Source organism: Serratia sp. TSO36, from assembly GCF_057808395.1.
In genome coordinates, this window is the sequence record NZ_JBJZOU010000024.1 from 116,968 (window position 1) to 143,365 (window position 26,398).

30 protein-coding genes and 1 tRNA gene are annotated in these 26,398 nt (G+C 58.6%); 15 read left to right on the forward strand and 16 right to left on the reverse strand.

The genetic code is table 11. The features are described from left to right. The first annotated feature begins 24 nt into the window (after positions 1-24). The 5 genes from endA to ruvX all read left to right on the forward strand — a co-directional run bounded on the left by endA (position 25) and on the right by ruvX (position 3,609). Complete coding sequence (gene endA, locus ACK3CV_RS21300; protein ID WP_025304243.1) at positions 25-720, forward strand: deoxyribonuclease I; 696 nt, start codon at positions 25-27, stop codon at positions 718-720. A gap of 69 nt (positions 721-789) precedes the next feature. Beyond that, the gene (gene rsmE, locus ACK3CV_RS21305; protein ID WP_164040439.1) at positions 790-1,521 is read left to right on the forward strand and encodes a 16S rRNA (uracil(1498)-N(3))-methyltransferase; all 732 of its coding nucleotides are present in this window, start codon (positions 790-792) and stop codon (positions 1,519-1,521) included. A 10-nt stretch (positions 1,522-1,531) separates the two neighbouring features. Then, positions 1,532-2,482: a glutathione synthase gene (gene gshB, locus ACK3CV_RS21310; RefSeq protein ID WP_033635939.1), complete on the forward strand. Its 951-nt coding sequence runs from the start codon at positions 1,532-1,534 to the stop codon at positions 2,480-2,482. 141 nt (positions 2,483-2,623) lie between these two features. Continuing rightward, positions 2,624-3,187 carry a YqgE/AlgH family protein gene (locus tag ACK3CV_RS21315; protein WP_033635940.1) on the forward strand — a complete coding sequence of 188 codons (564 nt, stop codon included), beginning with the start codon at positions 2,624-2,626 and terminating at the stop codon, positions 3,185-3,187. Then, complete coding sequence (ruvX, locus tag ACK3CV_RS21320) at positions 3,187-3,609, forward strand: Holliday junction resolvase RuvX (RefSeq protein WP_164040437.1); 423 nt, start codon at positions 3,187-3,189, stop codon at positions 3,607-3,609. Before ACK3CV_RS21315 ends, ruvX begins: the two co-directional genes overlap by 1 nt. Here ruvX and ACK3CV_RS21325 read toward each other — a convergent pair. Next, positions 3,606-4,628 (reverse strand): type IV pilus twitching motility protein PilT, encoded by a 1,023-nt coding sequence (locus tag ACK3CV_RS21325; protein WP_121535382.1) that lies wholly within the window; start codon positions 4,626-4,628, stop codon positions 3,606-3,608. The two genes, ruvX and ACK3CV_RS21325, sit on opposite strands and share 4 nt — an antisense overlap. A 20-nt stretch (positions 4,629-4,648) precedes the next feature. Between ACK3CV_RS21325 and ACK3CV_RS21330 the strand changes: the two genes are divergently transcribed. The 6 genes from ACK3CV_RS21330 to hemW are packed head-to-tail and all read left to right on the forward strand — an operon-like array spanning position 4,649 to position 8,816. Then, the gene (locus tag ACK3CV_RS21330) at positions 4,649-5,356 is read left to right on the forward strand and encodes a YggS family pyridoxal phosphate-dependent enzyme (RefSeq protein ID WP_033649587.1); all 708 of its coding nucleotides are present in this window, start codon (positions 4,649-4,651) and stop codon (positions 5,354-5,356) included. Between the two features lie 19 nt (positions 5,357-5,375). Then, positions 5,376-6,197 (forward strand): pyrroline-5-carboxylate reductase, encoded by an 822-nt coding sequence (gene proC / locus ACK3CV_RS21335; RefSeq protein ID WP_041036672.1) that lies wholly within the window; start codon positions 5,376-5,378, stop codon positions 6,195-6,197. Between the two features lie 31 nt (positions 6,198-6,228). Then, complete coding sequence (locus ACK3CV_RS21340; RefSeq protein WP_033635944.1) at positions 6,229-6,783, forward strand: YggT family protein; 555 nt, start codon at positions 6,229-6,231, stop codon at positions 6,781-6,783. Continuing rightward, positions 6,780-7,070 (forward strand): DUF167 family protein YggU, encoded by a 291-nt coding sequence (gene yggU / locus ACK3CV_RS21345; RefSeq protein WP_004948014.1) that lies wholly within the window; start codon positions 6,780-6,782, stop codon positions 7,068-7,070. Before ACK3CV_RS21340 ends, yggU begins: the two co-directional genes overlap by 4 nt. Before the next feature lie 17 nt (positions 7,071-7,087). After that, positions 7,088-7,681 carry an XTP/dITP diphosphatase gene (locus ACK3CV_RS21350; protein WP_164040434.1) on the forward strand — a complete coding sequence of 198 codons (594 nt, stop codon included), beginning with the start codon at positions 7,088-7,090 and terminating at the stop codon, positions 7,679-7,681. Then, a complete protein-coding gene (gene hemW, locus ACK3CV_RS21355; protein ID WP_033635947.1) occupies positions 7,674-8,816 on the forward strand; it encodes a radical SAM family heme chaperone HemW in 1,143 nt (380 codons plus the stop codon). Before ACK3CV_RS21350 ends, hemW begins: the two co-directional genes overlap by 8 nt. A gap of 37 nt (positions 8,817-8,853) precedes the next feature. Here hemW and ACK3CV_RS21360 read toward each other — a convergent pair whose 3' ends face one another. From ACK3CV_RS21360 to trmB, 5 genes are all read right to left on the reverse strand, one after another. Beyond that, entirely contained in the window at positions 8,854-9,288 is a 435-nt protein-coding gene (locus ACK3CV_RS21360) for a DUF29 domain-containing protein (RefSeq protein WP_019456096.1), read from the reverse strand. Positions 9,289-9,388: 100 nt separating this feature from the next. Beyond that, positions 9,389-10,111, reverse strand: a complete 723-nt coding sequence (locus ACK3CV_RS21365) for a YggN family protein (RefSeq protein WP_033635949.1) — start codon at positions 10,109-10,111, stop codon at positions 9,389-9,391. 30 nt (positions 10,112-10,141) lie between these two features. Then, a complete protein-coding gene (gene glsB, locus ACK3CV_RS21370) occupies positions 10,142-11,065 on the reverse strand; it encodes a glutaminase B (protein WP_039567907.1) in 924 nt (307 codons plus the stop codon). Between the two features lie 95 nt (positions 11,066-11,160). After that, positions 11,161-11,487 (reverse strand): YggL family protein, encoded by a 327-nt coding sequence (locus tag ACK3CV_RS21375; RefSeq protein WP_025304256.1) that lies wholly within the window; start codon positions 11,485-11,487, stop codon positions 11,161-11,163. Then, the gene (gene trmB / locus ACK3CV_RS21380) at positions 11,487-12,206 is read right to left on the reverse strand and encodes a tRNA (guanosine(46)-N7)-methyltransferase TrmB (protein ID WP_033654659.1); all 720 of its coding nucleotides are present in this window, start codon (positions 12,204-12,206) and stop codon (positions 11,487-11,489) included. The genes ACK3CV_RS21375 and trmB overlap by 1 nt, the downstream gene beginning before the upstream one ends. A gap of 177 nt (positions 12,207-12,383) precedes the next feature. Between trmB and mutY the strand changes: the two genes are divergently transcribed. The 3 genes from mutY to mltC all read left to right on the forward strand — a co-directional run bounded on the left by mutY (position 12,384) and on the right by mltC (position 14,893). Next, a complete protein-coding gene (gene mutY / locus ACK3CV_RS21385; protein ID WP_239504640.1) occupies positions 12,384-13,484 on the forward strand; it encodes an A/G-specific adenine glycosylase in 1,101 nt (366 codons plus the stop codon). After that, positions 13,481-13,753 carry an oxidative damage protection protein gene (locus tag ACK3CV_RS21390; RefSeq protein ID WP_004937404.1) on the forward strand — a complete coding sequence of 91 codons (273 nt, stop codon included), beginning with the start codon at positions 13,481-13,483 and terminating at the stop codon, positions 13,751-13,753. The genes mutY and ACK3CV_RS21390 overlap by 4 nt, the downstream gene beginning before the upstream one ends. Before the next feature lie 63 nt (positions 13,754-13,816). Beyond that, entirely contained in the window at positions 13,817-14,893 is a 1,077-nt protein-coding gene (gene mltC / locus ACK3CV_RS21395) for a membrane-bound lytic murein transglycosylase MltC (RefSeq protein ID WP_033635951.1), read from the forward strand. A gap of 50 nt (positions 14,894-14,943) precedes the next feature. Here mltC and speF read toward each other — a convergent pair whose 3' ends face one another. Continuing rightward, positions 14,944-17,109, reverse strand: a complete 2,166-nt coding sequence (gene speF, locus ACK3CV_RS21400) for an ornithine decarboxylase SpeF (RefSeq protein WP_033638579.1) — start codon at positions 17,107-17,109, stop codon at positions 14,944-14,946. A gap of 704 nt (positions 17,110-17,813) precedes the next feature. Between speF and ACK3CV_RS21405 the strand changes: the two genes are divergently transcribed. Next, a tRNA-Phe gene (locus ACK3CV_RS21405) sits at positions 17,814-17,889 on the forward strand. A gap of 704 nt (positions 17,890-18,593) precedes the next feature. On the opposite strand, the gene ACK3CV_RS21410 is transcribed toward ACK3CV_RS21405, so the two are convergent. The 9 genes from ACK3CV_RS21410 to ACK3CV_RS21450 all read right to left on the reverse strand — a co-directional run bounded on the left by ACK3CV_RS21410 (position 18,594) and on the right by ACK3CV_RS21450 (position 26,396). Then, the gene (locus ACK3CV_RS21410; RefSeq protein WP_033636018.1) at positions 18,594-19,133 is read right to left on the reverse strand and encodes a LuxR C-terminal-related transcriptional regulator; all 540 of its coding nucleotides are present in this window, start codon (positions 19,131-19,133) and stop codon (positions 18,594-18,596) included. A gap of 143 nt (positions 19,134-19,276) precedes the next feature. Then, positions 19,277-19,807, reverse strand: coding sequence for a fimbrial protein (locus ACK3CV_RS21415; RefSeq protein WP_033636019.1), 531 nt, complete (start codon positions 19,805-19,807; stop codon positions 19,277-19,279). 9 nt (positions 19,808-19,816) lie between these two features. After that, entirely contained in the window at positions 19,817-20,227 is a 411-nt protein-coding gene (locus ACK3CV_RS21420; RefSeq protein WP_223182023.1) for a fimbrial protein, read from the reverse strand. Positions 20,228-20,324: 97 nt separating this feature from the next. Continuing rightward, entirely contained in the window at positions 20,325-20,819 is a 495-nt protein-coding gene (locus ACK3CV_RS21425) for a fimbrial protein (protein ID WP_047729841.1), read from the reverse strand. A 16-nt stretch (positions 20,820-20,835) separates the two neighbouring features. Next, positions 20,836-21,492 (reverse strand): fimbrial protein, encoded by a 657-nt coding sequence (locus ACK3CV_RS21430; RefSeq protein ID WP_047729840.1) that lies wholly within the window; start codon positions 21,490-21,492, stop codon positions 20,836-20,838. 34 nt (positions 21,493-21,526) lie between these two features. Further along, positions 21,527-22,279, reverse strand: a complete 753-nt coding sequence (locus ACK3CV_RS21435; protein ID WP_049213281.1) for a fimbria/pilus periplasmic chaperone — start codon at positions 22,277-22,279, stop codon at positions 21,527-21,529. 86 nt (positions 22,280-22,365) lie between these two features. Next, on the reverse strand, positions 22,366-23,274 hold the full coding sequence (locus ACK3CV_RS21440; protein ID WP_152903546.1) for a hypothetical protein: 909 nt from the start codon (positions 23,272-23,274) through the stop codon (positions 22,366-22,368). Next, a complete protein-coding gene (locus ACK3CV_RS21445; RefSeq protein WP_049196208.1) occupies positions 23,264-25,807 on the reverse strand; it encodes an outer membrane usher protein in 2,544 nt (847 codons plus the stop codon). Before ACK3CV_RS21445 ends, ACK3CV_RS21440 begins: the two co-directional genes overlap by 11 nt. Before the next feature lie 46 nt (positions 25,808-25,853). Continuing rightward, on the reverse strand, positions 25,854-26,396 hold the full coding sequence (locus tag ACK3CV_RS21450) for a fimbrial protein (protein WP_033636025.1): 543 nt from the start codon (positions 26,394-26,396) through the stop codon (positions 25,854-25,856). Between the last annotated feature and the right edge of the window lie 2 nt (positions 26,397-26,398).

Here is a 26,398-nt window from a genome sequence, read left to right on the forward strand (position 1 = left end):
TCCAATTTTGAGCTGTTTTGGAATATGCTTCGCAGAATTTTGTTTATGGCGGTTTTCGCCGCAGGCGCCGTACAGGCGCACGGCATCAATAATTTTTCTCAGGCCAAGGCGGCGGCGGCCAAGATTAACCAGGATGCGCCGGGCAGCTTTTACTGCGGCTGCCGCATCGACTGGCAAGGCAAGAAGGGCATCCCGGATCTCGCCGGCTGCGGCTATCAGGTGCGTAAAAACGCCCAACGCGCGCAGCGTATCGAGTGGGAACACGTGGTGCCGGCCTGGCAGTTCGGCCACCAGCTGCAGTGCTGGCAGGACGGCGGGCGCAAGAACTGCAACAAGGACGCCACCTATCGCCAGATAGAAACCGATCTGCATAACCTGCAGCCGGCGATCGGCGAAGTGAACGGCGACCGCAACAACTTCATGTACAGCCAATGGAACGGCGGCGCCGGCCAGTACGGGCAATGCCCGATGAAGGTGGACTTCAAGAATAAACAGGCGGAGCCGCCCGCCCGCGCCCGCGGCGCCATCGCCCGCACCTACTTCTACATGCGCGATCGCTACCAGCTGCGGCTGTCACGCCAGCAAACCCAGCTGTTCGAGGTGTGGAACCGGCAATATCCGGTGAGCCAATGGGAATGTCAGCGTGAAGCACGTATCGCCAAGGTGCAGGGCAACCACAACCCCTATATTCAACAGGCTTGTCAGCAGCGGAAAAGCTAACCTACTATAGCCTTTATCTTTCATGGCGCCGCCAACCCGCGGCGCCGTTTCGTCAGGATCAGACTACCCATGCGCATACCCCGCATTTACCATCCGCAGCCGTTGACCGATCGGGCGGAGATCGCCCTCAGCGAGGACGCCGCCAACCACGTCGGCCGCGTGCTGCGCATGAGCGCCGGCCAGGCGCTGCAGCTGTTCGACGGCAGCAACCAGGTGTTCGACGCCGAGATAGTCCGGGTGGACAAAAAGAGCGTGCTGGTGCGCCTCAGCGACGGCCGCGTGGACGACATCGAATCGCCGCTCAACCTGCATCTGGGCCAGGTGATCTCGCGCGGCGAGAAGATGGAGTTCACCATCCAGAAATCCATCGAGCTGGGCGTCAACGTCATTACCCCGCTGTTTTCCGAGCGCTGCGGCGTCAAACTGGACGGCGAGCGTCTGGCGAAGAAAATCCAGCAATGGCAAAAGATCGCCATCGCCGCCTGCGAACAGTGCGGCCGCAACCGCATTCCCGAAATCCGCGAGGCGATGTCGCTGGAAGCCTGGTGCGCCGAACAAGACGGCAGCCTGAAGCTCAACCTGCATCCGCGCGCCAGCCACAGCATCAACACCCTGCCGCAGCCGGTAGACCGCGTCCGCCTGCTGATCGGCCCGGAAGGCGGTTTGTCCGCCGACGAAATCGCCATGACCACCGACCACGGATTTACTGATATTCTGTTGGGACCACGCGTTCTGCGTACCGAAACCACAGCGCTCACCGCCATTACCGCTCTGCAGGTCCGCTTCGGCGACCTGGGTTAAAGGAGAAAAGATGATTAAGCTCGGCATCGTGATGGACCCTATCGACTCCATCAACATCAAGAAAGACACCAGCTTCGCCATGCTGCTCGAAGCGCAGCGCCGCGGTTACGAATTGCACTACATGGAGATGAACGATCTCTATCTGCACGCCGGTGACGGGCGCGCCCGTACCCGCCTGCTGAGCGTGAAGGAAGACAAGGAGAACTGGTTCAGCTTCGGCAGCGAGCAGGATCTGGCGCTGCACGATCTGGACGTGATCCTGATGCGCAAGGATCCGCCGTTCGATACCGAATACATCTACGCGACCTACATTCTGGAGCGCGCCGAGGTCAAAGGCACGCTGGTGGTCAACAAGCCGCAAAGCCTGCGCGACTGCAACGAGAAGCTGTTCACCGCCTGGTTCCCTGAGCTGACGCCGGACACGCTGGTCAGCCGCAGCGCCGCGCACATCCGCAAATTCCACCAGCAGCACGGCGACATCATCCTGAAGCCGCTGGACGGCATGGGCGGCGCGTCTATCTTCCGCGTGAAGCAGGACGATCCTAACCTATCGGTGATCATCGAAACCCTGACCGAACACGGCAGCCGTTTCTGCATGGCGCAGAACTTCCTGCCGGCGATCAAGGACGGCGACAAACGCATCCTGGTCGTCGACGGCGAGCCGGTGCCTTACTGCCTGGCACGCATTCCGGCGCAGGGCGAGACCCGCGGCAACCTGGCGGCCGGCGGCCGTGGCGAAGCGCGCCCGCTGAGCGAGAGCGACTGGAAAATCGCCCGCACCGTCGCCCCGACGCTGAAAGAGAAAGGGCTGATCTTCGTCGGCCTGGACGTGATCGGCGATCGCCTGACCGAAATCAACGTGACCAGCCCAACCTGCGCACGCGAAATTGAGGCGGCATTCCCCATCTCGATTACCGGCATGCTGATGGACGCGATTGAAAAGCGCCTGGCGGCGAAGTAATGCGCATGCGGGCGGCCTGCCGTCCGCTATCCAGCATCGCGCCCGCCAAAGCCGCCTTTTCGCGGCTTGAAAGGCGGCGGGTATAGCCGCATACTGGCGGCTGTTTATTTTCTCACCCATTGATTACCTTATACTAACGCCATGAATTTACAGCACCATTTTCTGATCGCCATGCCCACCCTGCAGGATCCTCGCTTCAAGCGCTCGGTGATTTACGTCTGCGAGCATAACGAAGAAGGCGCCATGGGTTTGGTGATCAATAAACCGGTGGAGCAGTTCACGGTAGCCACGGTACTGAGCAAGCTGAAGATCATGCCGCCTGCGCGCGATCCGGCCATCAGCCTGGACAAACCGGTGTTCGCCGGCGGCCCGCTGGCGGACGATCGCGGGTTTATCCTACATACGCCGCGCCACGGCTTCGGCGCCAGCATTCAAATCTCCCCCAACACCATGATCACCACCTCGAAAGACGTGCTGGAAACGCTCGGCACCCCGGAACAACCGGACGACGTGCTGGTGGCGCTGGGTTATGCGGGCTGGGAAAAGGGCCAGCTGGAGCAGGAGGTGTTGGAGAACGCCTGGCTGACCATCGAGGCCAACACCGACATTCTGTTCCGCACGCCGATCGCCAGCCGTTGGCGCGAGGCGGGGAACCTTCTGGGTATCGACATTCGCAGCATCGCCAACCACGCAGGACACGCCTGATGAGCAACCGCACCATTATCGCCTTCGACTTCGGCACCAAAAGCATCGGCGCGGCCGTCGGCCAGGAGTTGACCGGCAGCGCCCGCGCCCTGCCCGCCTTCAAAGCGCAGGACGGCTCGCCGGACTGGCTGAAAATCGAAAAGCTGATGAAGGAGTGGCAGCCGGATCTGGTGGTGGTCGGCCTGCCGCTGAACATGGACGGCACCGAACAACCCGTGACCGCCCAGGCGCGCAAGTTCGCCAACCGCCTGCACGGCCGCTTCGGCATCCAGATCGATCTGCATGACGAGCGCCTGAGCACCGTGGAAGCGCGCGCCAACCTGTTCGATCGCGGCGGCTTCCGCGCGCTCGACAAAGGCAGCGTGGATTCCGCCTCTGCGGTGGTGATCCTCGAAAGCTGGTTCGAACGGCAGCTGGGCTAACCCTCCGTTCCCTCCTCCGCACTCTCCCCCAACACGCCGGCGTCGATCCGCTGCTGCAAACCTTGCTCAAAGGTTTGCATGCCGGACTGCGCGCCGGTTTGCAGCACGCTCGCCAACTGATGGGTTTTCCCTTCGCGGATCAGGTTGCTGACCGCCGCCGTCGCCGTCAGCACCTCAAAGATCGCCACTCGCCCACCGCCGGGCCGCCTCATCAGCTTTTGCGCGATCACCGCCTGCAGGCTGCCGGCCAACTGGGCGCGCACATAGGGTTTCTCTTCCGCCGGAAACACGTCCACCAGCCGTTCCACCGCCTGCGGCGCGCTGCGGGTGTGCAGCGTCGCCAGCACCAGATGGCCGGTCTCCGCCGCGGTGAGCGCCAGCCGGATGGTGGCGATATCGCGCAGTTCGCCCAACAGGATCACATCCGGATCTTCGCGCAGCGCGGCGCGCAACGCCGCATCGAAGCTGTGACTGTCGCGCCCGATCTCCCGCTGCTGGATCAGCGAACGCCGGCTGCGGTGCAGGAATTCGATCGGATCCTCCAGCGTCAAAATGTGCCGCGGCTGGTGCCGGTTGATCTCGTCGATCATCGCCGCCAGCGTGGTGGACTTGCCGCTGCCGGTGGCGCCGGTGACCAGGAGAAGCCCGTCGTCGCGCCGCAGCAGCGCCGGGACGATGGCCGGCGCCGCCAGCTCGGCAAGCGAAGGCGCCTGCCCGGCGATGCGCCGCAACGCGAGAGACATCCCCGCGCTTTGCTGAAAAACGTTGGCCCGCAGCCGCTCCCCGCCCGGCCTGTGCAGCGCCAGATCGATCTGCCCCAGCCGCCGCAGGCTCTCGCGCTGCTGCGCATTCAGCAATCCGTCGCAGAGGGCCTGCACGCCTTGCGCCGTCAGCGTTGGCGCCGCCGCCAGCGGCTGCAGTTCACCGTCGATGCGCAACATCGGCGGATGACCGGCACAAAGGTGCAGATCGGAAGCATTATGCTTTACACTAAGGGCCACGAATTCATCGATATCCATATCACTCTCCCGGGTCAATAATGAGCACTATCCAACAGAACCTGCAGGATGTCAGAAACCGCATCGCGGCCGCCGCGCAAAACTGCGCGCGGGCGCCAGAAGAAGTTGCCCTGCTTGCAGTCAGCAAAACCAAACCTGTGGCGGCGATCGAAGAAGCCATCGCCGCCGGCCAGCGCGCCTTCGGCGAGAACTACGTGCAGGAAGGGGTAGACAAGATCCGGCATTTCGCCGAGTCGCCGCAGGGCGGCGAGCTGGTGTGGCACTTTATCGGCCCGCTGCAATCCAATAAGAGTCGGCTGGTGGCGGAACACTTCGCCTGGTGCCATACCGTAGATCGGCTGCGCATCGCCCAGCGCCTGAGCGATCAGCGCCCGGCCGGCATGCCGCCGCTCAACGTGCTGATTCAAATCAACATCAGCGACGAGCAAAGCAAATCCGGCATCGCGTTAAGCGAACTGCCAGCGCTGGCCGAAGCGATCGCTGCGCTGCCGAACCTGACGCTGCGCGGCCTGATGGCCATCCCGGCGCCAGAAGCGGATTATCAGCGGCAGCTGGCGGTATTCAACCAGATGAACGACGCATTTCTCGCCCTGCGTCAGCGTTATCCGCAGGCCGATACGCTATCTATGGGCATGACGGACGATATGGCGGCAGCGATTGCCGCAGGCAGCACCCTGGTGCGCATCGGCACCGCAATTTTTGGCGCCCGCGACTACTCGCAGGCCTGACAAACAGACGAGGGATTTGATGCAACATCGCAAGATTACCTTTATCGGCGCCGGCAACATGGCGCGTGCAATCATCGCCGGCCTGGTGGCGGGCGGCTATCCGGCCAAATCCATCAGCGTCTGCGCCCCTTCGGCGAAAAACCGCGATGCGCTGGCGGCGGACTATGGCATCGTCAGCAGCGGCGACAACGTCGCCTGCGCGCGCGCGGCCGAAGTAGTGGTGCTGGCGGTCAAACCGCAGATGATGGCCGACGTTTGCCAACCGCTGCGCGAGCAGGTCGATTTCAGCGGCAAACTGGTGCTGTCGATCGCCGCCGGTATTCAGGTCAGCCGTTTCTATCAGCTGCTCGGCGACAAGCTGGACATCGTGCGCATCATGCCCAACACCCCGTCGTTGGTCGGCAAGGGCATGAGCGGGTTGTACGCGCCGGCGCAGGTCAGCCAGCAGGATCGCGACTACACCGGCGATTTAATGGCGTCGGTCGGTAAAGTTTGCTGGGTCGATGACGAAAATGGCATCAACGGCGTGATCGCCGCCGCGGGCAGCGCCCCGGCCTATTTCTTCCTGTTTATGGAGGCGATGCAACAAGAGGCCGAACGTATGGGCTTCGACAGCCAGACCGCGCGCGATCTGGTGCAGCAGGCCGCTTCCGGCGCCGCCGCGCTGGTGGAAGCCAACCCGGATACGCCGCTGGGCACGCTGCGCGAGCAGGTGACCTCCAAAGGCGGCACCACCGCCGAAGCGCTGCGGGTGTTCAATGAACGCCAGCTGCCGGAAACCGTGGCGCAAGCGATGCAGGCCGCCGTTTCCCGTGCGCAAGAGATGGAAAAATTATTTTAAATAACCATGAGTTAAGGAGAAGGACCACTTCATGCTAACGCTGACTTTCCTGGTCAAGACCGTTATTGATCTGTACGTGATGGTGCTGTTGCTGCGCATTTGGATGCAATGGACACGCACCGATTTTTACAACCCGTTCTCGCAGTTTGTGGTGAAGATCACCCAGCCGGTGGTCGGCCCGCTGCGCCGCATCATCCCGTCGCTGGGGCCCATCGACAGTGCTTCACTGCTGCTGGCGTTCCTGCTGATGACCATCAAGTACCCGCTGCTGCTGCTGATTCAGGGCGGCGCGATGTCGCTCAGCCCCTATAACCTGCTGTTCGGCCTGATCTCGCTGGTGAAGTCTGCCGGCTACCTGATCTTCTGGGTGATGATCATTCGTGCGCTGATGAGCTGGATAAGCCAGGGCCGCAGCCCGATCGACTATGTAATGTACCAGCTGACCGAACCCTTGATGGCGCCGATCCGTCGCATCATCCCGGCGATGGGCGGCATCGACTTTTCCGCCATGGTGGTGATCCTGATCCTCTATCTGATCAACTACCTGGGCATGGATCTGTTCGGCGAGATCTGGTTCCTGCTGTGAGTGCAGTCACTCCGGTGCTGGACGGGCTGGCGATCAGGCTATATATTCAGCCGAAAGCCAGCCGCGACCAAATTATCGGCTTGCATGGCGACGAACTGAAAGTCGCCATCACCGCCCCGCCGGTCGACGGCCAAGCCAACGCCCATCTGATCAAGTTTATCGCCAAGCAGTTCAAAGTGGCGAAAAGCAACGTCACCATCGAGAAAGGCGAACTGGGGCGGCATAAACAGTTACGCATCGTGAATCCGCAACAGATCCCCGCCGTAGTCGCGGCGCTCATCGAATAATTTTCAAGGTAGTCATTATGCAAAAAGTCGTTCTTGCCACCGGTAACCCGGGCAAAGTGCGCGAACTCGCCGACCTGTTGGCCGATTTCGGCCTGGACGTGGTCGCGCAAACCGATCTGGGCGTGGAATCCGCCGAAGAGACCGGCCTGACGTTTATCGAAAACGCCATCCTGAAAGCGCGCCATGCGGCACAGATCACCGGCCTGCCGGCGATCGCCGACGACTCCGGCCTGGCGGTCGACGCGCTGGGAGGCGCACCGGGCATCTACTCCGCACGCTACGCCGGTGAAGACGCCGACGATCGGCAGAACCTCGACAAGCTGCTGGCGGCGCTGAAAGACGTGGCGCCGGGCCGGCGCGGCGCGCAATTCCACTGCGTGCTGGTCTATCTGCGCCATGCGCAAGATCCGACGCCGCTGGTGTTCCACGGCAGCTGGGCCGGCGAAATCACCGAGCAGGCCGCCGGCGAAGGCGGTTTCGGTTACGATCCTGTCTTCTACGTGCCGGAGCTGGGCCGCACCGCCGCCGAGCTGAGCCGCGACGAGAAGCGAGCGATTTCGCACCGTGGCAAGGCGCTGAAGCTGATGTTGGAAGCCATGCGCAATGCTTAAGCTGCCCCCGCTGAGTCTCTACATCCACATCCCGTGGTGCGTGCAGAAATGCCCGTACTGCGACTTCAACTCCCATGCGCTGAAGGGTGACGTGCCGCATCAGGAGTATGTCGATCATCTGTTGGCGGATCTGGATGCCGACCTGCCGCTGGCCGGCGGCCGGGAGATAAGCACCATCTTCATCGGCGGCGGCACCCCCAGCCTGCTGAGCGCCGAGGCGATGCAAGCCTTGCTGGACGGCGTGCGGGCGCGCATACGCGTCGCCGACGACGCCGAAATCACCATGGAGGCCAACCCCGGCACCGTGGAGGCCGATCGCTTCAGCGGTTACCAGCGCGCCGGCGTCAACCGCATCTCCATCGGGGTGCAAAGCTTCAGCGCCGAGAAGCTGACCCGCCTGGGGCGCATCCACGGCCCGGAAGAGGCCAAGCGCGCGGCGACGCTGGCGACCGGCCTCGGCCTGCGCAGCTTCAACCTCGATCTGATGCACGGCCTGCCGGATCAGTCGCTGGAAGAGGCGCTGGACGATCTGCGCCAGGCTATCGCCCTCAATCCGCCGCACCTGTCGTGGTATCAGCTGACCATCGAGCCGAACACCCTGTTCAGCTCGCGCCCGCCGGTATTGCCGGACGACGACGCGCTGTGGGATATCTTCGAACGCGGCCACCAGTTGCTGAGCGCCGCCGGCTATCAGCAGTATGAAACCTCGGCCTACGCCAAACCGGGCTACCAATGCCAGCACAACCTCAACTACTGGCGCTTCGGCGACTATCTGGGGATCGGCTGCGGCGCGCACGGCAAGGTGACCTTCAGCGACGGGCGCATCCTGCGCACCGCCAAGACCAAGCACCCGCGCGGCTTTATGCGCGGCGACTACATGGACAAGCAGCATGAGGTGGCGGCGGCGGATCGGCCGTTCGAGTTCTTCATGAACCGCTTCCGCCTGTTGGAAGCCGCGCCGCGCGCCGACTTCGTCAACTACACCGGGCTGGCGGAAAGCGTCATTCGCCCGCAGCTGGACGAAGCGCTGGCCAAAGGCTATCTGGAAGAAACCGCGGAGCACTGGCAGATCACCGAGAAGGGCAAACTGTTCCTCAACTCGCTGCTGGAACTGTTCCTGGCAGACGACGAGTAAAAAAAAGCGCTGAATAATCAGCGCTTTTTTATTGGTGTTAATCCGGGTAAAACGTCTGAGACAGAATCTGCTGAGTTTCCCAGATGCCGTTTTCCGGATACACATCCAGCCCGGTTTCGGCCGTGGCGAGCGCAACGGCCTTCGACCAGACGACATCCAGCCAATCAGCATCGCCCAGTTTACCTTTTAGGCTGGGAGACTCTTTCAAGCTGTAAAGCACCTCTTTGCGCTGCGCTTTAATCGTTCTCTCCCAACTGGTTCCGCGCCTGGCCGGCTGATATTTCCATTTAAGCAAATGTGCAATCAGCACCGTCATCCGGCTAGCAAGTTCCCTTTGCTCGCTCTTCCCCACGTCCTCAATCTCCTCGGCGATCTTTTCAATATCGATCTCAGACAATTTTCCGGAGCGCAAAAGAGCTGCCTGTTCATTTGCCCAGGCGACAACATCGGTTTCGTAACGTGTATGGCTCATAGCGTCCTCCGTAAACATCCCTAAATCTGTACGTAGTTTGACCAGTCTGTCAGATAAGCTTCAGAAGGTCAAAAAACGTTCTCCCGAGGAAATTCTTAACTTACTTCAACGCCTTCAGCAGATCCTTGCGCTGGGTTTCCAGTGCGGTGACGCGGTTGCAAACGTCGCGGCCGAAGTTCTGGAAGTCCTGCTCCTGGTTGTTCCATTCGTTCTGGATCGCCTTCTGCAAGCCGCCCAGATTGCCCATGATCGCCTGCAGCGGGTTGCCGCCGCTGTTGGCGGCCTGTTTGACGCCCATCTCGTTCAGGCTGTCCTGCAGCACCCCGCCCATGCTCTGCTGCACGATGTTGCGGCCGTCCTGTTCCACCTGGTCAATCGCCTTGTGGTGGAAGGTCAGGCCGTCGCTGCGGTGTTCGATGATGCGGTTCATCTGCTGCTTCAGCTGGCCGTTCAGGGTGGTCAGCCGGTTGCGCACGTTGCTGTTGCTGCCCAACTCTTTGACGATCACCTTATCCAGCGCCGAACGGGCTTTCTCCAGGTGCTGCTGCGCGCCGTCGTCGATCCACGGCAGCTGCTTGCGCAGCGCGCTCTGGTAGCTGAAGGCTTTCTGCCGCTGGCTGTCGTTCAGGCTCAGCGCCTGGCCGTTGCGGATCACGTCGCCATCCGGCGAAATTTGCAGGTCGCCGCTGGCGCCTTTCACCTGCACGCTCTGCGGGCTGATGATCACATCATCCTGGGGTTTAACGCTGCATTGGTACTCGGCGTGGGCCTGCGCGGCAGTCGCCGCCAGCAGCAGTAAGGCTAACCCGGTTTTCTTCAACATAGCTTCTCCTGACTCCCATCCAGATTGGGATTAAAAAATCGAACGACCGATACGTTGAGACAACAGTTCCAGCGCCGCAGTTCCCGCCAGCGAGTTGCCAGAAGCATCCAGCTCCGGCGACCAGACGACGATCGACAACTCATCCGGTACGATGGCCACGATGCCGCCGCCCACGCCGGACTTGCCCGGCATCCCCACCCGATAGGCGAATTCGCCGGCGCCGTCGTACATGCCGCTGGTCATCATCAGAGCATTGATCTGCCGGGCCTGCAGCGGGCTGATCACCGCCTCGCCGCTGAGATCGCGGCCGCGATTGGCCAGATACACGAAGCTGCGCGCCAGCTCCACGCAGCTCATGCGCAGCGCGCAGTAGTGGAAATAGGTTTGCAGGACGGTGATCACGTCGTTCTCGAAGTTGCCGAACGACTTCATCAGGTAGGCGATGGCCGCATTGCGATCGGAGTGTTCGAACTCGGAGCGCGCCACCCGCAGGTCATAGGCCAGGTCGTCTTCGCCGGCCAACTGGCGCACCACCTCCAGCATCCGCTGTTTGGGGGCGCTGAGCCGGGTTTGCAGCATGTCGCACACCACCAGCGCGCCGGGGTTGATAAACGGATTGCGCGGTTTGCCCTGTTCCATCTCCAGCTGCAGCAGCGAGTTGAACGGCAGGCCGGAAGGCTCTTTGCCGACGCGCCGCCAGATCTCAGGCTCCTGATAGCGCGTCAACGCCAGCGTCAGGCTCAGCACCTTGGAGATCGACTGAATGGAGAAGCGCTCCGCGGCGTCGCCGGCCTGGAACAGTTCGCCGTCCACCGTGCAGACGGCGATCGCCAGCCGATCGGCGGGCACTTCCGCCAACGCCGGGATGTAGTCGGCCACTTTCCCCTGGCCAATCAGCGGGCGCACCTGTTGCAGGATCTCCTCCAGCAACGCGTTATCCAATGTTGTTACCACCTCGGTCACACTCCGGGCAAAACAAAGGCGCCGTTAAGGCACCTTAAATCAATAAAACGGCGCGGCGCGAAGCCGCGCTCATCGGGCAAGCGCGATCAATCCCACCAGATATCGAACAGATCGCTGACCTTAACGTCGCTCAGTTTGCGCGCTTCCAGCCAGTTTTTCACCAGCTCGCGATGCTCGTCGGTGCAGTGGCCGATCTTCTGCAGGCAGATCAGACCTTCCCACTGCAGGTAGCCGCTGCCGTCAAACGCCAGGCCGTTCGGCTCGATCACTTCATCGATGAAGGTATCCAGCGTGCTGTCGATGTCTTCCACCGACGTGCCTTCGGCGAAGCGCCAGGCTACGGAGAAACCCAGCTCCTGAAATTCTTCAATGTGCAACTTTTTACGTAAACGACGACTGCGGTTCTTAGCCATTATTCTTTCCTCTCAAACATCAAGTCCCAAACGCCATGTCCCAGGCGCTGGCCGCGTAATTCAAATTTCGTCAGTGGGCGCGAATCCGGACGCGGCACGTAATCATTATCGCTGGAAAGATTACGGTAGCCTGCGACCCCGTTCATAACCTCTAACATATGTTCCGCATAAGGTTGCCAATCGGTGGCCATGTGGAAGACGCCGCCGGTCTTCAGCTTGCGCAGCACCAGTTCGACAAACGGCGTTTGCACGATGCGGCGCTTATTGTGGCGCGCCTTGTGCCACGGATCGGGGAAGAACAGCTGCACCATGTCCAGCGAGCCATCCGGGATCATGTTTTCCAGCACCTCAACCGCGTCGTGGCACATCACGCGCAGGTTGCTCAGCTTCGCCTCGTGGGCGTCGGCCAGGCAGGCGCCCACGCCCGGCGAGTGCACCTCAATCCCTAAAAAGTTCTGCTGCGGGTTGTTGCCCGCCATGGTCACCAGCGAGGCGCCCATGCCAAAACCGATCTCCAGCACCGTCGGCGCGTCGCGGCCGAACAGCGCGGCGAGATCGACAGCGTCAGCCTGATACTCCACGCCCATCACCGGCCAATAGTTCTCCAGCGCGTGCTGCTGGCCTTTGGTCAGCCGCCCCTGGCGGCGGACAAAACTGCGGATACGGCGCATCGCGCGGCCGTTCTCATCAAATTCCGGGGAGATGACGTCATTAATCATAGTGCTTTCTGTCTGTTTGGCTGCCAATTAGGGAAACGCGCATTATGCAAAGATACATTGGTTTAGCAAGTGTTCATCTTCTGTACCCGCCGTGCGGCGTCGGAAAGTTCCGGTTTACAGCACCATGACTCTATGCTGCAATCTCGCTTCATTTTCTGCCGGATAACGACGCTGCTCATGATGCAAGCACAACAATTCGCACAGGTGGTGCTTGACTGGTATCAGCGCTACGGCCGCAAGACCCTGCCGTGGCAGCTGGAGAAAACCGCCTATCAAGTATGGCTCTCCGAGGTGATGTTGCAACAGACCCAGGTTGCCACCGTCATTCCTTATTTTCAGCGCTTTATGGCCCGTTTTCCCAACGTGCGCGCGCTGGCGGAGGCCCCGCTGGACGAAGTGCTGCATCTGTGGACCGGCCTCGGCTATTACGCCCGCGCCCGCAACCTGCACAAGGCGGCGCAGACCATTGTCGCACAGCACGGCGGCGAGTTCCCGACAACCTTCGCAGAAATCGCCGATTTACCGGGCGTCGGCCGTTCCACCGCCGGCGCGGTGCTGTCGTTGGCGCTGGGCCAACACTATCCGATCCTCGACGGCAACGTGAAGCGCGTGCTGGCCCGCTGCTACGCGGTGGAGGGCTGGCCGGGCAAGAAAGAGGTCGAAAACCGGCTGTGGAAAATCAGCGAAGAGGTCACCCCGGCGCAGGGCGTCGGCCAGTTCAACCAGGCGATGATGGATCTGGGCGCCATGGTCTGCACCCGCTCCAAGCCCAAGTGTGAACTCTGCCCGCTCAACGTCGGCTGCCTGTCTTACGCCAATCACAGCTGGGCCAACTACCCCGGCAAGAAACCCAAACAGATCCTGCCGGAAAAAACCGCCTACTTCTTATTACTGCAGCACGGCGAGCGCGTGTGGCTGGAACAGCGCCCGGCGGTAGGCCTGTGGGGCGGCCTGTTCTGCTTCCCGCAGTTCAGCGCGCGCGTCGATTTGGAACTCTGGCTGCAGCAGCGCGGTCTGAAAGGCAAGCGCCTGGAACAGCTGACCGCGTTTCGCCACACGTTCAGCCATTTCCACCTCGATATCGTGCCGATGTGGCTGTCGCTCGACGCGGCGGGCAGCGGCATGGATGAGGGCGCGGGTCTCTGGTATAACTTAGCGCAGCCGCCGTCGGTCGGGCTGGCGGCGCCGGTAGACCGTTTGTTGCAACAGTTGGCCAAGCAGCCCCCGATCCAACAAAACTTATATGGCGATAGCGCCATCGATGAGGAATTAGCATGAGCCGCACCATTTTTTGTACTTTCCTGCAGCGCGACGCCGAAGGCCAGGACTTCCAGCTTTATCCCGGCGACGTCGGCAAGCGCATCTACAACGAGATCTCCAAGGAAGCCTGGGGCGAGTGGATGAAGAAGCAGACCATGCTGATCAACGAGAAAAAGCTGAACATGATGAACGTGGACGACCGGAAGCTGCTGGAAGAGGAAATGATCAAGTTCCTGTTCGAAGGGCACGACGTGCACATCGAAGGCTATACGCCGCCGAGCGAATAACGCTGTTGGGGCCAGGCGCTGGCCCGCTTCAATCCTCTTATACTTCTTCCAAACGGCTTTAAGATGAAGAAAATTTTAGCTTTGCTCGTAATAGCGCCTTTGCTGATCTCCTGTTCCGGCAAAAAAAGTGAAGAAATCAACGAAGCCTGGATTAAAGATACCAACGGCTTCGACATTCTGATGGGCCAATTCGCCCACAACATCGAGAACATCTGGGGTCTAAACGAGGTTCTGATCGCCGGGCCGAAAGACTACGTCAAATATACCGACCAATACCAAACCCGCAGCCACATCAACTTCGACACCGGCGCCATTACCATCGAGACCATCGCCACCACCGATCCGGCCGCGCACCTGCGCCAGGCGATCATCAGCACGCTGCTGATGGGTGACGATCCGGGCTCCATCGATCTCTATTCCGACGCCAACGATATCCAGATCAGCAAAGAGCCGTTCCTGTACGGCCAGGTGCTGGATAACAAGGGCGCGCCGATCCGCTGGGAATGGCGCGCGGCGCACTTCGCCGATTACCTGCTGCAGACCAAGCTGCAAAAACGCACCTCCGGCCTGCACGTGATCTACTCGGTCACCATCCAGCTGGTGCCGAACCACCTGGACAAACGTGCGCACAAATACCTGCCGATGGTGCGCAAGGCGTCGGAAAAATACGGCGTGGACGAGTCGCTGATCCTGGCTATCATGCAGACCGAATCGAGCTTCAACCCGTATGCGGTGAGCGGTTCGGACGCGCTGGGCCTGATGCAGGTGGTGCAGCATACCGCCGGTAAGGATGTGTTCCAGATGCGCGGCAAATGGGGCACCCCGAGCCGCAGCTACCTGTTCGATCCGGAGAACAACATCGACACCGGCACCGCCTACCTGGCGATCCTGCAGAACAACTACCTGGGCGGCATTCAGAACCCGACCTCGCGCCGCTATGCGGTGATCACCGCCTACAACGGCGGCGCCGGCAGCGTGCTGCGGGTGTTCTCCAGCGACAGAACGCGCGCGGTGGGCATCATCAACGCCATGCAGCCGGGCGACGTGTACCAGACGCTGACCACCAAGCACCCGGCCGCCGAGTCGCGCCGCTATCTGGTGAAAGTGAATACCGCGCAGAAGAGCTACCGCAGGAAGTAACGCGTTCCGCGTGGATAAATGAGAAGGGCCGGTGCGAACCGGCCCTTTTTCTATGGCTTGATCATATAGCCGAAGATGCGCTTCCAGCCGTGATCTTTTTTCTCGATGTAGACCCCCTGCAGCTCCGGCGAGAAGCCCGGCAGGCGGTTGATGCCCTCTTCCAGCGCCAGGAAGTAACGCTGCACCGCGCCGCCCCACACTTCGCCCGGCACCACGCACAGCACGCCCGGCGGGTACGGCAAGGCCCCTTCCGCCGCGATGCGCCCTTCCGCCTGGCCGATCGGCACCAGCTCGACGTTATCGCGGATAAACTCCACGTTGGCGTCCTGCGGGTTCATCACCACCGGCGGGAAATGATCCTGGCGGAACATCTCCTTTTGCAGCTGTTTGACGTCGAAGCTGACGTACAGATCGTGCATCTCCTGGCACAGCCGGCGAATGCTGTAACCGCGGTAGCGCTGCTCGTTCTTGCGGTACACCGTCGGCAGCACCACGCTCAGCGGCGCGTCCTCTGCAACATAGCGCTCGAACTGCGCCAGCATCTCCACCAGCTGTTCCATCTTGGCCGGGTTCTCCGCCGGGGTCAGCAGGAACAGGATCGAGTTGAGATCGCACTTCTCCGGCACGATGCCGTTCTCGCGCAGGAAGTTGGCCAGAATGGTGGCCGGAACGCCGAACTCGGTGTATTGGCCGGTCGCGGCGTCAATCCCTGGCGTGGTCAGCAGCAGCTTGCACGGATCGACCAAATACTGATCCTGGGCATAGCCTTCGAAGCCGTGCCACGTCTCCCCCGGCACGAAGGTGAAGAAGCGCGCGTCGTTGGCGATAAGGTCAGTATCGTGATCCTGCCAGTCTTTGCCCGCCACCTGCAGCGGAATAAACGGCTTCAGCTGCGAACAACGCTTGAGCAGCTGTTTGCGCGTCTCGATGCCCAGCTTGACGCAGTCCATCCACATGCGGCGCCCGGCGGGGCCGGCGTGCATCTTGGCGTTGACGTCCAGCGCAGCGAACAGCGGATAGAACGGGCTGGTCGACGCATGCAGCATGAACGCGTTGTTCAGGTGCTTGTGGTTGCAGTGGCGCTTTTGCCCTTTGATATGATCGTCTTTCTTGTGGATCTGCGAGGTCTGCGAGAACCCCGCCTGCTGTTTATGCACCGACTGGGTGACGAAAATGCCCGGGTCGTGTTCGTCCAGCTCCAGCAGCAGCGGCGAACACTCTTTCAGCATCGGAATAAAGCCTTCGTAACCCACCCAGGCGGAGTCGAACAGGATGTAGTCGCACAGGTGGCCGATGGTGTCGATCACCTGGCGAGCGTTGTAAATCGTGCCGTCGTAGGTGCCGAGCTGAATGATCGCCAACCTGAACGGCCGCGCCGCCGCGGCCTTCTCAGGCGCCACTTCGCGGATCTGCTCACGCAGGTAGCGCTCGTCGAAGCAGCGCGCGTCGATGCCGCCGATAAAGCCGAACGGGTTGCGGGCGGTTTCCAGATAGACCGGCGTGGCGCCGGCCTGGATCAGCGCCCCGTGGTGGTTGGATTTGTGGTTGTTGCGATCGAACAGCACCAGATCGCCACGGGTCAGCAGCGCGTTGGTCACCACCTTGTTGGCCGCCGAGGTACCGTTGAGCACGAAATAGGTTTTATCGGCGTTGAACACCCGCGCCGCGTGCTTTTGCGCATCCTTGGCCGACCCCTCGTGGATCAGCAGGTCGCCCAGCTTGACGTCGGCGTTGCACATATCAGAACGGAACAGGGTTTCACCGTAGAAATCGAAGAACTGCCGGCCGGCCGGGTGCTTGCGGAAGAACTCGCCGCCCTGATGCCCCGGGCAGGCGAAGGTCGAGTTTTCCATCTCGACGTAGGTCTTCAGCGTTTTGAAGAACGGCGGCAGCAGCGCCTGCTCGTAGGCATCGGCGGCGGCCTCCAACTGCGCCATGTAGAACGGCTTGCTGGCGCCGGCCAGCAGCGCGAAGACCCCACTGACGAACGGCAGATAGTCCGGCGAGAGATGCTCATCCCCTTCCACCGCCACGAAGGTCGGGATGTTGAACCCCGTCGCCTGCAAGCGCGCCAGAATGCCGGCGTTCACGTCGGCGACCGACACCACCACCGCCGCCACGTCGGTGTAGTCCGTCTGCTCTACGCGCACGATCTGACGCAGCGTCTCAATGGTAGCGACCAGGCTGGCGCTGGTCGCGATTTTCAATTCTTTCATCATGCTGACTCTCAAACGGTGAAGGATGAGGGTGTGCCACCGGCACGGTAATGAGATAACGCGGTTATCCCGGTAAAGCGATACCCGGGCACGGCAGCATAAGCGGCGTGCGTGACCGGCTAATGATCGGCGATCATCAGGCGGCTATCGGGAAAACTGGTCTTGGCAGCGTCCGACAGGCATCAGTAAAATCAGGGCCGCAGCGCTGGCTTTACGCATGCCTAACAGCGAGCATCAGGCGGCCTTACCGCATGGCCGGCAGGCGTATTCGGGCGGATGGCGTACGGAGGAAACAACGGCGGAACGGTGGCGGCGTCAGATGTCTGGTGCGCAGCAGCGCTTGAGCAACAAAACCAGTCATGCCAATAACCCTCTGGCTTATAAGAAGCGGGAACACCGTCAGGGAACGGATAGTGCTAAAATTTGCGCAATGATTGCATGATTCGTTGCGGGGTTCAAGCAAGAATCGCCTTGATTGAACGCTCGTTGATTAAATCATAATGCATTGTTATTTAATTAAAAAATAATAACCCACGCTCGCGTCATCGGTATAAATACACGTTTTATATGCATATTTATTGAAAGGCGATATCCCCCCGCCCCCCATCCCGCCGGGTTCGCTGCCTGAAAATAGAGCAACCGATCGGCTTTGTGACAGAAAGCGATTGACGCCATCCGGCCAATACGGTTTAATGCGCCCCGTTGCCCGGATAGCTCAGTCGGTAGAGCAGGGGATTGAAAATCCCCGTGTCCTTGGTTCGATTCCGAGTCCGGGCACCATATTCAGAAGAACCCGCCTATGGCGGGTTTTTCGCTTTCTGGGGTACGGACTCTCCATCGAACTGCGTTCGATTATTCGGCCTGAAGGCCTCACCCTGCGGGCCAGCGCTAAAGCGCTGTTCAACGCGGCGCCAGCGCCGGTTGTCCGAGTCCGGGCACCATATTCAGAAGAACCCGCCTATGGCGGGTTTTTCGCTTTCTGGGGTACGGACTCTCCATCGAACTGCGTTCGATTATTTGTCAGGTACGCCATGCGTTAAGCGATAGTGATCGGGGTCGGTTACAGCCAGGCAATCATCAATGGCAGAAAGGTTGTTGTGTAGCATACCAGCTTGGGCTCGTATCAGGCGGAAAACACTCTGGTTAGCCTATTCTGTTGGTTAATCAGCAAGTGGCCGCCGGCGAGGAAATGCCTTTTCCAGGTGTGAATGAGCAATACCCCGGCGCTTCTTACCTGTGCCCAAGATGAATAAACCGGCTTCGCCGTTTATTAAAATTTAACGCGTTGTCTCCTACCATAAAATTTTATGACGGCTAATAATCAGCCGTTTTTTCCTGACTAATTTAATATGCATATAAAAAGACAACAGGCTAAATAAAAATAGTATTGCTGCAGAAAGCAAAAAAAACACTTAAGTTCCTTTTGTCAGAAAAAGAAAGCTCTAAAACTGCTAAAATAGGAAGCCATCATTTTCAAAAAAAGATTAGTCATCTTGCGATATTAACCAATACATAAATTCTCGATGGCGATTCAGCATCAGTTTTTTCATCACCGACCGTTTATGGCTATGTACCGTTTTTACGTTTATCCCTAGGAGTTTGGCTGTTTGTGATTGATCAAAACCTCTTTTTAGATAACCGATTACCTGTTTTTCCCTACTCGTCAGAACATAACCGAGAAGCTGTTTTTCAGCAGGATTTTTAACCAAGCTCTTCGCCAACAACTCAAATAGTCTGCTCCGGTTATCGGTTCGATAAAGGACACTCTCACTCTCATTAACGCGCCCTACTCTTTTTTCTTTAATGGTCATGATAGCCGATACAGCTTCGCAAGGATTCATTTTACGCCATCGTTGTGCGCGCCACATCGATGCTGCAATCACCATATCAGCCTGTACGCCATCATCAGGCGACAAAAAACTTACCGTCTTATGATTTTTTTCCGCATATTCCGTAATGCTGAAACGTAATCCCGCCACGAAATAAGCATTTTCATCATCAATAACGATATTGATTCGTTCCATTATTCACCTCTTAAACAATGCGGATAGACTGGCAGCAACCGAATTTATTGGCCCAGGCAGAGGAAAAGCATAAGGAATGGATTACACCGTAAAATAACCGCGATGGCAGAATGCAATTCCTTAACCAAACCTCCCATACCTATCTATTCATATTCCAGGTTAAAGGTGACAGCAGCACTAAAATCCCCACGAACAATGGTTCTGCTTTGTAGAGCAAGCGGCTCACCTCGAATATAGGCCTGAAGACGGATCTGATTATTACCGCTTACCAGTGAGAGCTTTTCGCCCCGTTTATTCAGCGGCAGCGATTTACCTTCCATACTCTCTAAGCCGATTGCAACGCCTCTGGCCTGGCTGCCGGTATCCAACGCTAAATAGCCTGGTAAGCTGCCGTTTTCGCTACCGACAAAAGTTACCGTCAGGGATTGCCCCAGACTCAGATCGCACTCCGCCAGCTGAATGGCCAATGGAACGGGTAACGTACGTTGATAGCTATAAAGGTATTTATCTATCACGGTGCCAAAATCGAGCGGGATAATTTCACTGCCAGGCGGGATCACGCAGGGCTCCGCCACCAGCTCGCCATGAAAATACAGGTTATCCTCTGCCCGGGCGTGTGGAGTGAAAACAATCAATAACGCCATCGCTGCAGAAAAAAACGGAAAAACTTTCATATCAAGCTCCTAGAAAAATTCAGCCAGCAAAGTCGCGGTCGCAAAAAAAGCGCCTTCCGTCAACGTGGCCCCCGGTCTGCTCACCGGCACCGCCTCCAGCCGCGGCGGGCTACTGGGATCGATAGAAATGGAGCTGTAGATCACAAAAGGCTCGTCATTTTGATAAACGCGAATCCCCAGATCTGCTTTATTGCTCTGTAGCGCGGCCCCATCAAACGCGGTGCCATTCCCCTTCAGGGTTAACCTTAGCTCCCAAGGACGCGCCCCCGGTTCACAATCAAGGTGGTAATCGATCGCCTGGCGGTAGTTAACGCCATCCACTTTTTTGATCCCAACGCGCGAGCCAAAATCGACATCTATTTTCGCCCCGGCGTTAATCGTGCAAGGAGGCGGGGCAATCAAGCCGCCACGAAATTGCATCGCAACCTCCTCTGCAGCCAGCGCAGCCCCCTGGAAACATAGAGCCAAACACACTACAGGAAAGACAAGACACGGCTTCATGCATTCACTCCAAGGGTTATTGATAGTCGACCCGCAACGTTGCGGATGCGGTGAATTCTCCCGTTTCCAGATTGACGCCGCTCCGCTTTACCGGCACGGCATCCAATTTAACCGGATTGGGATAGGAAAAATTGTGCCAGGAATTCAGCGGCAGTTGATCCCCACCTTGCCTTTGCAAGATGAGGATAGCCAAACCATCCCGACTGGTGCCGAGCAGCCCCTGGCCGAAATTGGCGGTGCCGCCCTGCACCTGCAACCGCATGGCGTTTTTATAGGGATTATTACAGGTGAACGAAAAATCTATCGGCATACGGTAAAAGTTACCGTTAATGCGTGTTGTCATCACCTCATCGCCAAAATCCACCTCAATCGGCCGTCCGCCGTTGATGGTGCAGGGCAAAGGCTGCATCACCGTCACACTGACTTTCACTGTCGCCGCCTGTGCGAAGGCCATTACGCTACTGCCGCACAGAAGCAACGCCGCAGCGGTTTGTCGTACTCTGGTTACCATTTTCACCCGTTACCCCTCAGTCATAGCTCAGATGAAAATCCACCACGGCACGATAGCTGCCCGCCACCAGAGGCTGCGCGGTACGCTCAGCCATAATCCAGTAAGCCAGCGCATTGCTCCCCGGCGTCAGCCACAGCGGCTCACCTCGGCTGCCCAAGCGCACGTTGCGGCCGTGCTCATCCAGCATTCGCAATCCCATGCCGCTCACCCCCTGCGCTTTTATCAGCTGCGGGTTATCCCGATCGGCCCGCGCGCTGAAGCTCACTCTGACCGCCGGTTGATCCGGTGCCCAGCTTAAAGCTCCCGTACGCTCATCCCGGCTGGCCGACCGAGTACGCAAGCAATCGCGCAGGCGCAACTCAACCGCCACCGGCGTACCGCGAGCCCCCACCTGTTCAAGCCTTCCGGTCGCCATTTCTCCCAGCCATATATCCTGGCGAGCAGAAGCCATCTCCAACCGGCAAGCACTCTCGGCCAGCGCCCCCCTGATATGCAGCACGCCATTGGAACCCTCCACCTGCCAGTTATCCGCCGCCCGTGTTGCAGGCAGCAGCCACAGCATCATCGCCACGCTGAGCGGCGCCATCAGCGCCAGCCCCGCCAACGTCAATCCGTAACGCCATCCGTTCACCCCATAGCGCCAGATTTCCGGTATTGCATGCCTACGTGCCATTCGTTTTCTCCTTTAACTACGGCCTCCGGTTATCTCACGAGCTTTTCTTCTCCGGTACGACGCTGCATTTACCCGCCTGACAATTGAACGCCAGCTGCGGCCGGCCGCCATAGTCGTTGATATAGGTCAGCACTGGATTGCCGCCCAAGGTCGCGGCGCTCACCGACAATGGCGCGCTGCCCTTCGGCGGCACCATAAACGGTTCGAAGTTTTGCGCGCCCGCAGCGCCTTTATGGCTGGCCGCATCGATAAGGGTGACGTAATACGGCGTCGGGTTATTGACGATGTATTTATCGCCTTGCCTGGTCAGCGTTAATTGCTCCTGCCACGGCGCAGCGTTGCGCTCGGGGGCTATCGCCGCCGGGCGATAAAACAGCTTGATGCGCGTCTGCAGCGCGATCTGCAGCGAATTCGGCTTGTTGCTCTTCGGCGGGATCTCGCGCAGGTTAAAGTAGTACAGCGTTTCCCTGTCCTGCGGCAGCTGTTTGGCCGCCGGCAACGCCTGGATCTTCACCTGGCTTGGCTTGCCCGGCTCAATGCGCTGCACCGGCGGCAGCACCGTCAACGGGCTTTGAATCTTGTTGCCCTGCTCGTCTTCCAGCCAGCCCTGCGCTAAATAAGGCAGCTGCTTATTTTGGTTGCTGACGCTCAGGCTCACTGACTGCAGCCCACCATCGAAAATAACGCGGGTGCGATCCAAGGCAATGGCCGCCTGCGACGACATCGACAAAAAGACACTGCCAATTAATGCTATTGCCGGTACGGCTCGCGCGACATTATATTGCATAGATATATTCATAAATAACCTTCCTCCCGGCAGCTCAATAAAAACCTCAGCCACCGAATTAAATATCGGCATAAAATTTAAAACTGCTAAATGACTTCAAATACAATCAGCGCATTGCCAGAAAAAGTGCCGCCTTCAATACCACTCAACTGCGCGCCGTCCAATTTGGCCACAAAGGCATAGGTCGCATTAAAACCTGGCGAGACGTCAATCACCTGCTCATTAGACGAATTTGGATCGCCAATCGACAGCTTCGCTTTTATTTCATCACTCGTGCCGCTCTTACGCAGCGTTACCGTATTTGCGCCCACCTGATTGACATCGGTAAATCTGAGGCGGGCTTTTCCCGAAGTCCCGCCCTGGCAGGCCAGTTTGGCGGCAATGCCCTTCACTTTGTTTTCACCCGGCGTCATCACGCCAAAATCAATCTCGCCGCTGCTTTGCCATGTCACCGCGCAAGAAAGCGGCTCCGGTGGGCGCGGCCTGGTTGGCGGCAGAGGCGGCAATAAACCAGAGCAGTCGGAACCTAATACGAAAGAGGTATATCCCGTTCTTAGTAGTAATTCTAAACAGCGCGGAGGTCGCTTCTCCGAGCGTCTATATTTAACTATTTCCGCTAAAGGCAAAATATTTCTCATCACTGCATTTGCCTCGTCAACACTAAACTTGACGCTTCCATATGCAAAATTAATACCTTCAGAATATACACCGTACCCAAATGCATCGTAGGTGCGAAACTCAAGCCGACAAAAACCGTAACAGTCTAGCTTACCCTTACCAATCCCATTAAATGCCTCGTCGCCAGCGTGAAAAACAACTTTGGAAAAATTAAAATCTAACTCCCCTAACCTCGGATAATCATTATCGCTAGGCGGATCAAGCCAGCGCCAATCGGAGTACCAACCCTCTACGTACGTTGCTTGTGCCATTGTGCTATAAAAACAGATGGGTAAAGCAAATATAAGGGCAATTAGCTTTTTCAATTTACGCTCCACTTTTCAATCCCTCCGTTCCCGCTAATACCCGGCAAGGAAGCAGTAAATTATTCACCAGCATTTCTGGCGGCAATAACATCGGCATTTGCACTTCGCACTGTGCTGTGCCCCCCCAGTGCACGGTCATATTTTCTCCGGCTTTGATACCGCTCAGATACACGCTGCCGCCGTCGTTGACGATGCCGGTTTCCTGTTTCCGCGCGTTCCGCACCGTGGCGCCGAACGGCGGCTCGCCGCCGTCCGCCAGCTTGATCACCGCCATCGCTTTCTCCCCGGCAATCACTTCAAACTTGCGGTAACCGATGGCGCCTTCGGTCAGCGTCGCCTGCACCACCGATTTGATCGCCTCGGCGCCATCGCCCAGCTCGTCCAGATCGATACTGGCCTTGTTGCGGTAGTAGCTGTTGACATCCGCCACCACCGCTTTGCCCCAGCGGTTGGTCGCCGCAACGCTGCCATAGCCGCGCACCGGCACCCCGCCCACTCCTTCAGTATCCAGCAGCAAGCGGGTGCCGCCCGGCAGGTTGCTACGGTGCAACGCGCCGCCTTCGGCGGTCAGCGTCATGCCCCCCTGCGCCGACAGGCCGATCGCGCTGTACCTGTCCTGCTGATAGCTGGCGTTAGCGGTTACGCGCGCCATATCGCTATCGCGGGTGTAATAACCGCTCAGATTGGTGCCGCTGCGCGAGCCGCCGGCGCTGAGCTGGTAGTTGCTGCGCTCGTCGAGGCGATCGTAATAGCTCACCCGATGGGTGTTGTCGCTGCGGTTAAGCGTGGCGTTATAGCTGACGCTGGCGCCATTGCCCCACGGCAGCGACAGCGACAGATACATGCCGTCGTCGTTGCGCTCGTTGTAACGGTTACGATACGCCGACAGCGACAGCGCCAGATTTTTGAAACGGCCGACGTCGAAATAGCGCGACAGCGTCAGGTTATAACGATCGTTGGCCGGTTTATCCCAATAAGTCTGATGGCTGTAGTTGAGATAAGCGCTCACCCCCAGGTCCCGCAGCTGTTGGTTATAGGTAATGGTGTACATCTCTTTACTGTTGCCGAAACGCCTGCCGTACTCGCGCGCATCCAGATATTCGCTCATGCTCATAAAATTCTGCTCCGAGAAGCGGTAGCCGGCAAAGGTCACCTGGCTGTCCAGCTCATCGAAACTCTTCGAATAGCTGAGGCGGTATGAACCGCCGCTCAGCGTTTCGCCGTTATACGGCAACCTGGCTCGCGACTGGGTGGCGTCAAACGACAGCGCCCCCAGCATCATCAGATCGCGGCCGATGCCCAGCGCCGCAGCGTTATAATCTCCCCCGAACAACCCGCCGCCGTACAACGACCAGCCGTTGCTCACCCCCCAGGAAAACTCACCGGTGCCGAACAGCGGCCCGCGATAGCGGTGATCGAGATCGGAGGGTTTACCCAAAGCCAGCTTGTAGCGCAGCGATCCCGGCCGCGTAAGATACGGAATGCTGGCGGTGCTCATCGTGAACGCCTGCACGCTGCCGTCTTGCTCTTCCACCCGCACGTCCAGATCGCCAGACACCGCATCATTCAGATCCTGGATGCGGAACGGCCCCGCCGCTACCGTGGTTTCGTACAGTACCCGTCCTTGCTGACTGATGATTACCTTGGCGTTGCTTTTCGCCACCCCCGTCACCTCCGGCGCATAACCGCGCAGGTTAGGCGGCAACATGTTGTCGTCAGAGCGCAGGCTCAGGCCGCCGAAGCGGAAGCTGTCGAACAGCCCGGAATCAAGATACCCTTCACCAAGCGTCAGTTTTGATCGCAACGCCGGCACGGCCCGATAAGCGTAGTAACGGCTCCAGTCCAAACGTTTGTCAGTCGGCTGCCCCGAACCCGTCTGGTGATTTAGCTGCGCCTGCCAATCTGCCCGCAACCGCCAGGCCCCCAGGTTAGCCCCCGCCGTGCCGTTACCGCTCATGCTATAACCACGCGTACCCGCCTGTATTTGATGCTGGGTTTGCGCATTGAGATTGTAATCAAACAACAGCCCGGGAATGCCTTCATCCCAGCGCGACGGCGGATCCCAATCCTCCGAAACATAGTCCATATAGGCCTGCGGAATGCTGAGATACAGCGATGAGGTGGCCAAGTCACCACGTATCTCCATCCCCTTCAGGCTAGCCTCATCCAGGCACTCCCCCTGATGCCACCAGAGCAGGTCTTGGTACAGCGCCGTTTTCAGTCCCAGCTGTTCCATCAGAGGGCGGGAAACGCAGGCGCGGCTGCCGTTAGGATCATCATCCGGCGCATAGAAAGCGATTTGCTGTTCCGGCAAATCACTTTTATTGACGTGCACCGCCATACCGTAAGTGCCCGGCATAATGTAGCCGCTGCGAGCGAACTGGCTCAGATCGATGTTTTTGCGATCGTTTACGTCCAGTACATCAATATTGAACTGGATTTCTTCCTGAGCGCCGGTAGCAGAGGTGAAACCAAAGCAGCACAACGCCACCCAGGCACTCAGAATAGATAAACGAAATGACTTTCCGGCAGGCAAAAACATCATGTTCCAAACCTTCTATCTGTTAACTTCCCTGAAATAGTCGATCGATTCAGTAATAATCCATTTTGAATCTAACCGATGAAAAATAACTTCCCGCCGTTAATGGTTGACGATTCGCCATGAGGTTTATGACGTAATTCAACCGATAACTCCCCAGAGGAATATTCATTAACGGCAACGGCATGCCCGGCCTGGCGATATTGCCGTCATCATCGCTTATTTTTAACGCCACACCGGAGGCTTCTCCGCGAATGCCAAACATTTCACCATCGGCATGGCCATCAAAAGTCACCTGAAATTGCTTCCAACCCGGTAATTTTTTATCTGCTCTCTCCAAGATGCAATTCACTAACTTGATACTGAAAGAGACGTTTTTCCCCTGCCCATCGCGAGCAATATCGGAGACAGGAATCACCTCCATATCGATAATCTGTTCACGGCTTTCCATAGCGATCGCACAGGCTGCATCATTAATGGCCCCTTGCATATTGACGCGCCCCTCGCCCTGTGAAGCAGAAATAGCCTGCGATACAAAGAACAACGGCACCGACAATAGGCAAAACGCCCCTAACTTTGTTATCTGATGCTTCATTA

Excerpts from the sequence above, each read along its gene's own strand:
- endA (WP_025304243.1), top strand. The coding sequence starts at position 25 with ATGCTTCGCAGAATTTTGTTTATGGCGGTTTTCGCCGCAGGCGCCGTA.
- rsmE (WP_164040439.1), top strand. The coding sequence starts at position 790 with ATGCGCATACCCCGCATTTACCATCCGCAGCCGTTGACCGATCGGGCG.
- gshB (WP_033635939.1), top strand. The coding sequence starts at position 1,532 with ATGATTAAGCTCGGCATCGTGATGGACCCTATCGACTCCATCAACATC.
- ACK3CV_RS21315 (WP_033635940.1), top strand. The coding sequence starts at position 2,624 with ATGAATTTACAGCACCATTTTCTGATCGCCATGCCCACCCTGCAGGAT.
- ruvX (WP_164040437.1), top strand. The coding sequence starts at position 3,187 with ATGAGCAACCGCACCATTATCGCCTTCGACTTCGGCACCAAAAGCATC.
- ACK3CV_RS21325 (WP_121535382.1), bottom strand. The coding sequence starts at position 4,628 with ATGGATATCGATGAATTCGTGGCCCTTAGTGTAAAGCATAATGCTTCC.
- ACK3CV_RS21330 (WP_033649587.1), top strand. The coding sequence starts at position 4,649 with ATGAGCACTATCCAACAGAACCTGCAGGATGTCAGAAACCGCATCGCG.
- proC (WP_041036672.1), top strand. The coding sequence starts at position 5,376 with ATGCAACATCGCAAGATTACCTTTATCGGCGCCGGCAACATGGCGCGT.
- ACK3CV_RS21340 (WP_033635944.1), top strand. The coding sequence starts at position 6,229 with ATGCTAACGCTGACTTTCCTGGTCAAGACCGTTATTGATCTGTACGTG.
- ACK3CV_RS21350 (WP_164040434.1), top strand. The coding sequence starts at position 7,088 with ATGCAAAAAGTCGTTCTTGCCACCGGTAACCCGGGCAAAGTGCGCGAA.
- hemW (WP_033635947.1), top strand. The coding sequence starts at position 7,674 with ATGCTTAAGCTGCCCCCGCTGAGTCTCTACATCCACATCCCGTGGTGC.
- ACK3CV_RS21360 (WP_019456096.1), bottom strand. The coding sequence starts at position 9,288 with ATGAGCCATACACGTTACGAAACCGATGTTGTCGCCTGGGCAAATGAA.
- ACK3CV_RS21365 (WP_033635949.1), bottom strand. The coding sequence starts at position 10,111 with ATGTTGAAGAAAACCGGGTTAGCCTTACTGCTGCTGGCGGCGACTGCC.
- ACK3CV_RS21375 (WP_025304256.1), bottom strand. The coding sequence starts at position 11,487 with ATGGCTAAGAACCGCAGTCGTCGTTTACGTAAAAAGTTGCACATTGAA.
- trmB (WP_033654659.1), bottom strand. The coding sequence starts at position 12,206 with ATGATTAATGACGTCATCTCCCCGGAATTTGATGAGAACGGCCGCGCG.
- mutY (WP_239504640.1), top strand. The coding sequence starts at position 12,384 with ATGATGCAAGCACAACAATTCGCACAGGTGGTGCTTGACTGGTATCAG.
- ACK3CV_RS21390 (WP_004937404.1), top strand. The coding sequence starts at position 13,481 with ATGAGCCGCACCATTTTTTGTACTTTCCTGCAGCGCGACGCCGAAGGC.
- mltC (WP_033635951.1), top strand. The coding sequence starts at position 13,817 with ATGAAGAAAATTTTAGCTTTGCTCGTAATAGCGCCTTTGCTGATCTCC.
- speF (WP_033638579.1), bottom strand. The coding sequence starts at position 17,109 with ATGAAAGAATTGAAAATCGCGACCAGCGCCAGCCTGGTCGCTACCATT.
- ACK3CV_RS21410 (WP_033636018.1), bottom strand. The coding sequence starts at position 19,133 with ATGGAACGAATCAATATCGTTATTGATGATGAAAATGCTTATTTCGTG.
- ACK3CV_RS21415 (WP_033636019.1), bottom strand. The coding sequence starts at position 19,807 with ATGAAAGTTTTTCCGTTTTTTTCTGCAGCGATGGCGTTATTGATTGTT.
- ACK3CV_RS21420 (WP_223182023.1), bottom strand. The coding sequence starts at position 20,227 with ATGCAATTTCGTGGCGGCTTGATTGCCCCGCCTCCTTGCACGATTAAC.
- ACK3CV_RS21425 (WP_047729841.1), bottom strand. The coding sequence starts at position 20,819 with ATGGTAACCAGAGTACGACAAACCGCTGCGGCGTTGCTTCTGTGCGGC.
- ACK3CV_RS21430 (WP_047729840.1), bottom strand. The coding sequence starts at position 21,492 with ATGGCACGTAGGCATGCAATACCGGAAATCTGGCGCTATGGGGTGAAC.
- ACK3CV_RS21435 (WP_049213281.1), bottom strand. The coding sequence starts at position 22,279 with ATGCAATATAATGTCGCGCGAGCCGTACCGGCAATAGCATTAATTGGC.
- ACK3CV_RS21445 (WP_049196208.1), bottom strand. The coding sequence starts at position 25,807 with ATGATGTTTTTGCCTGCCGGAAAGTCATTTCGTTTATCTATTCTGAGT.
- ACK3CV_RS21450 (WP_033636025.1), bottom strand. The coding sequence starts at position 26,396 with ATGAAGCATCAGATAACAAAGTTAGGGGCGTTTTGCCTATTGTCGGTG.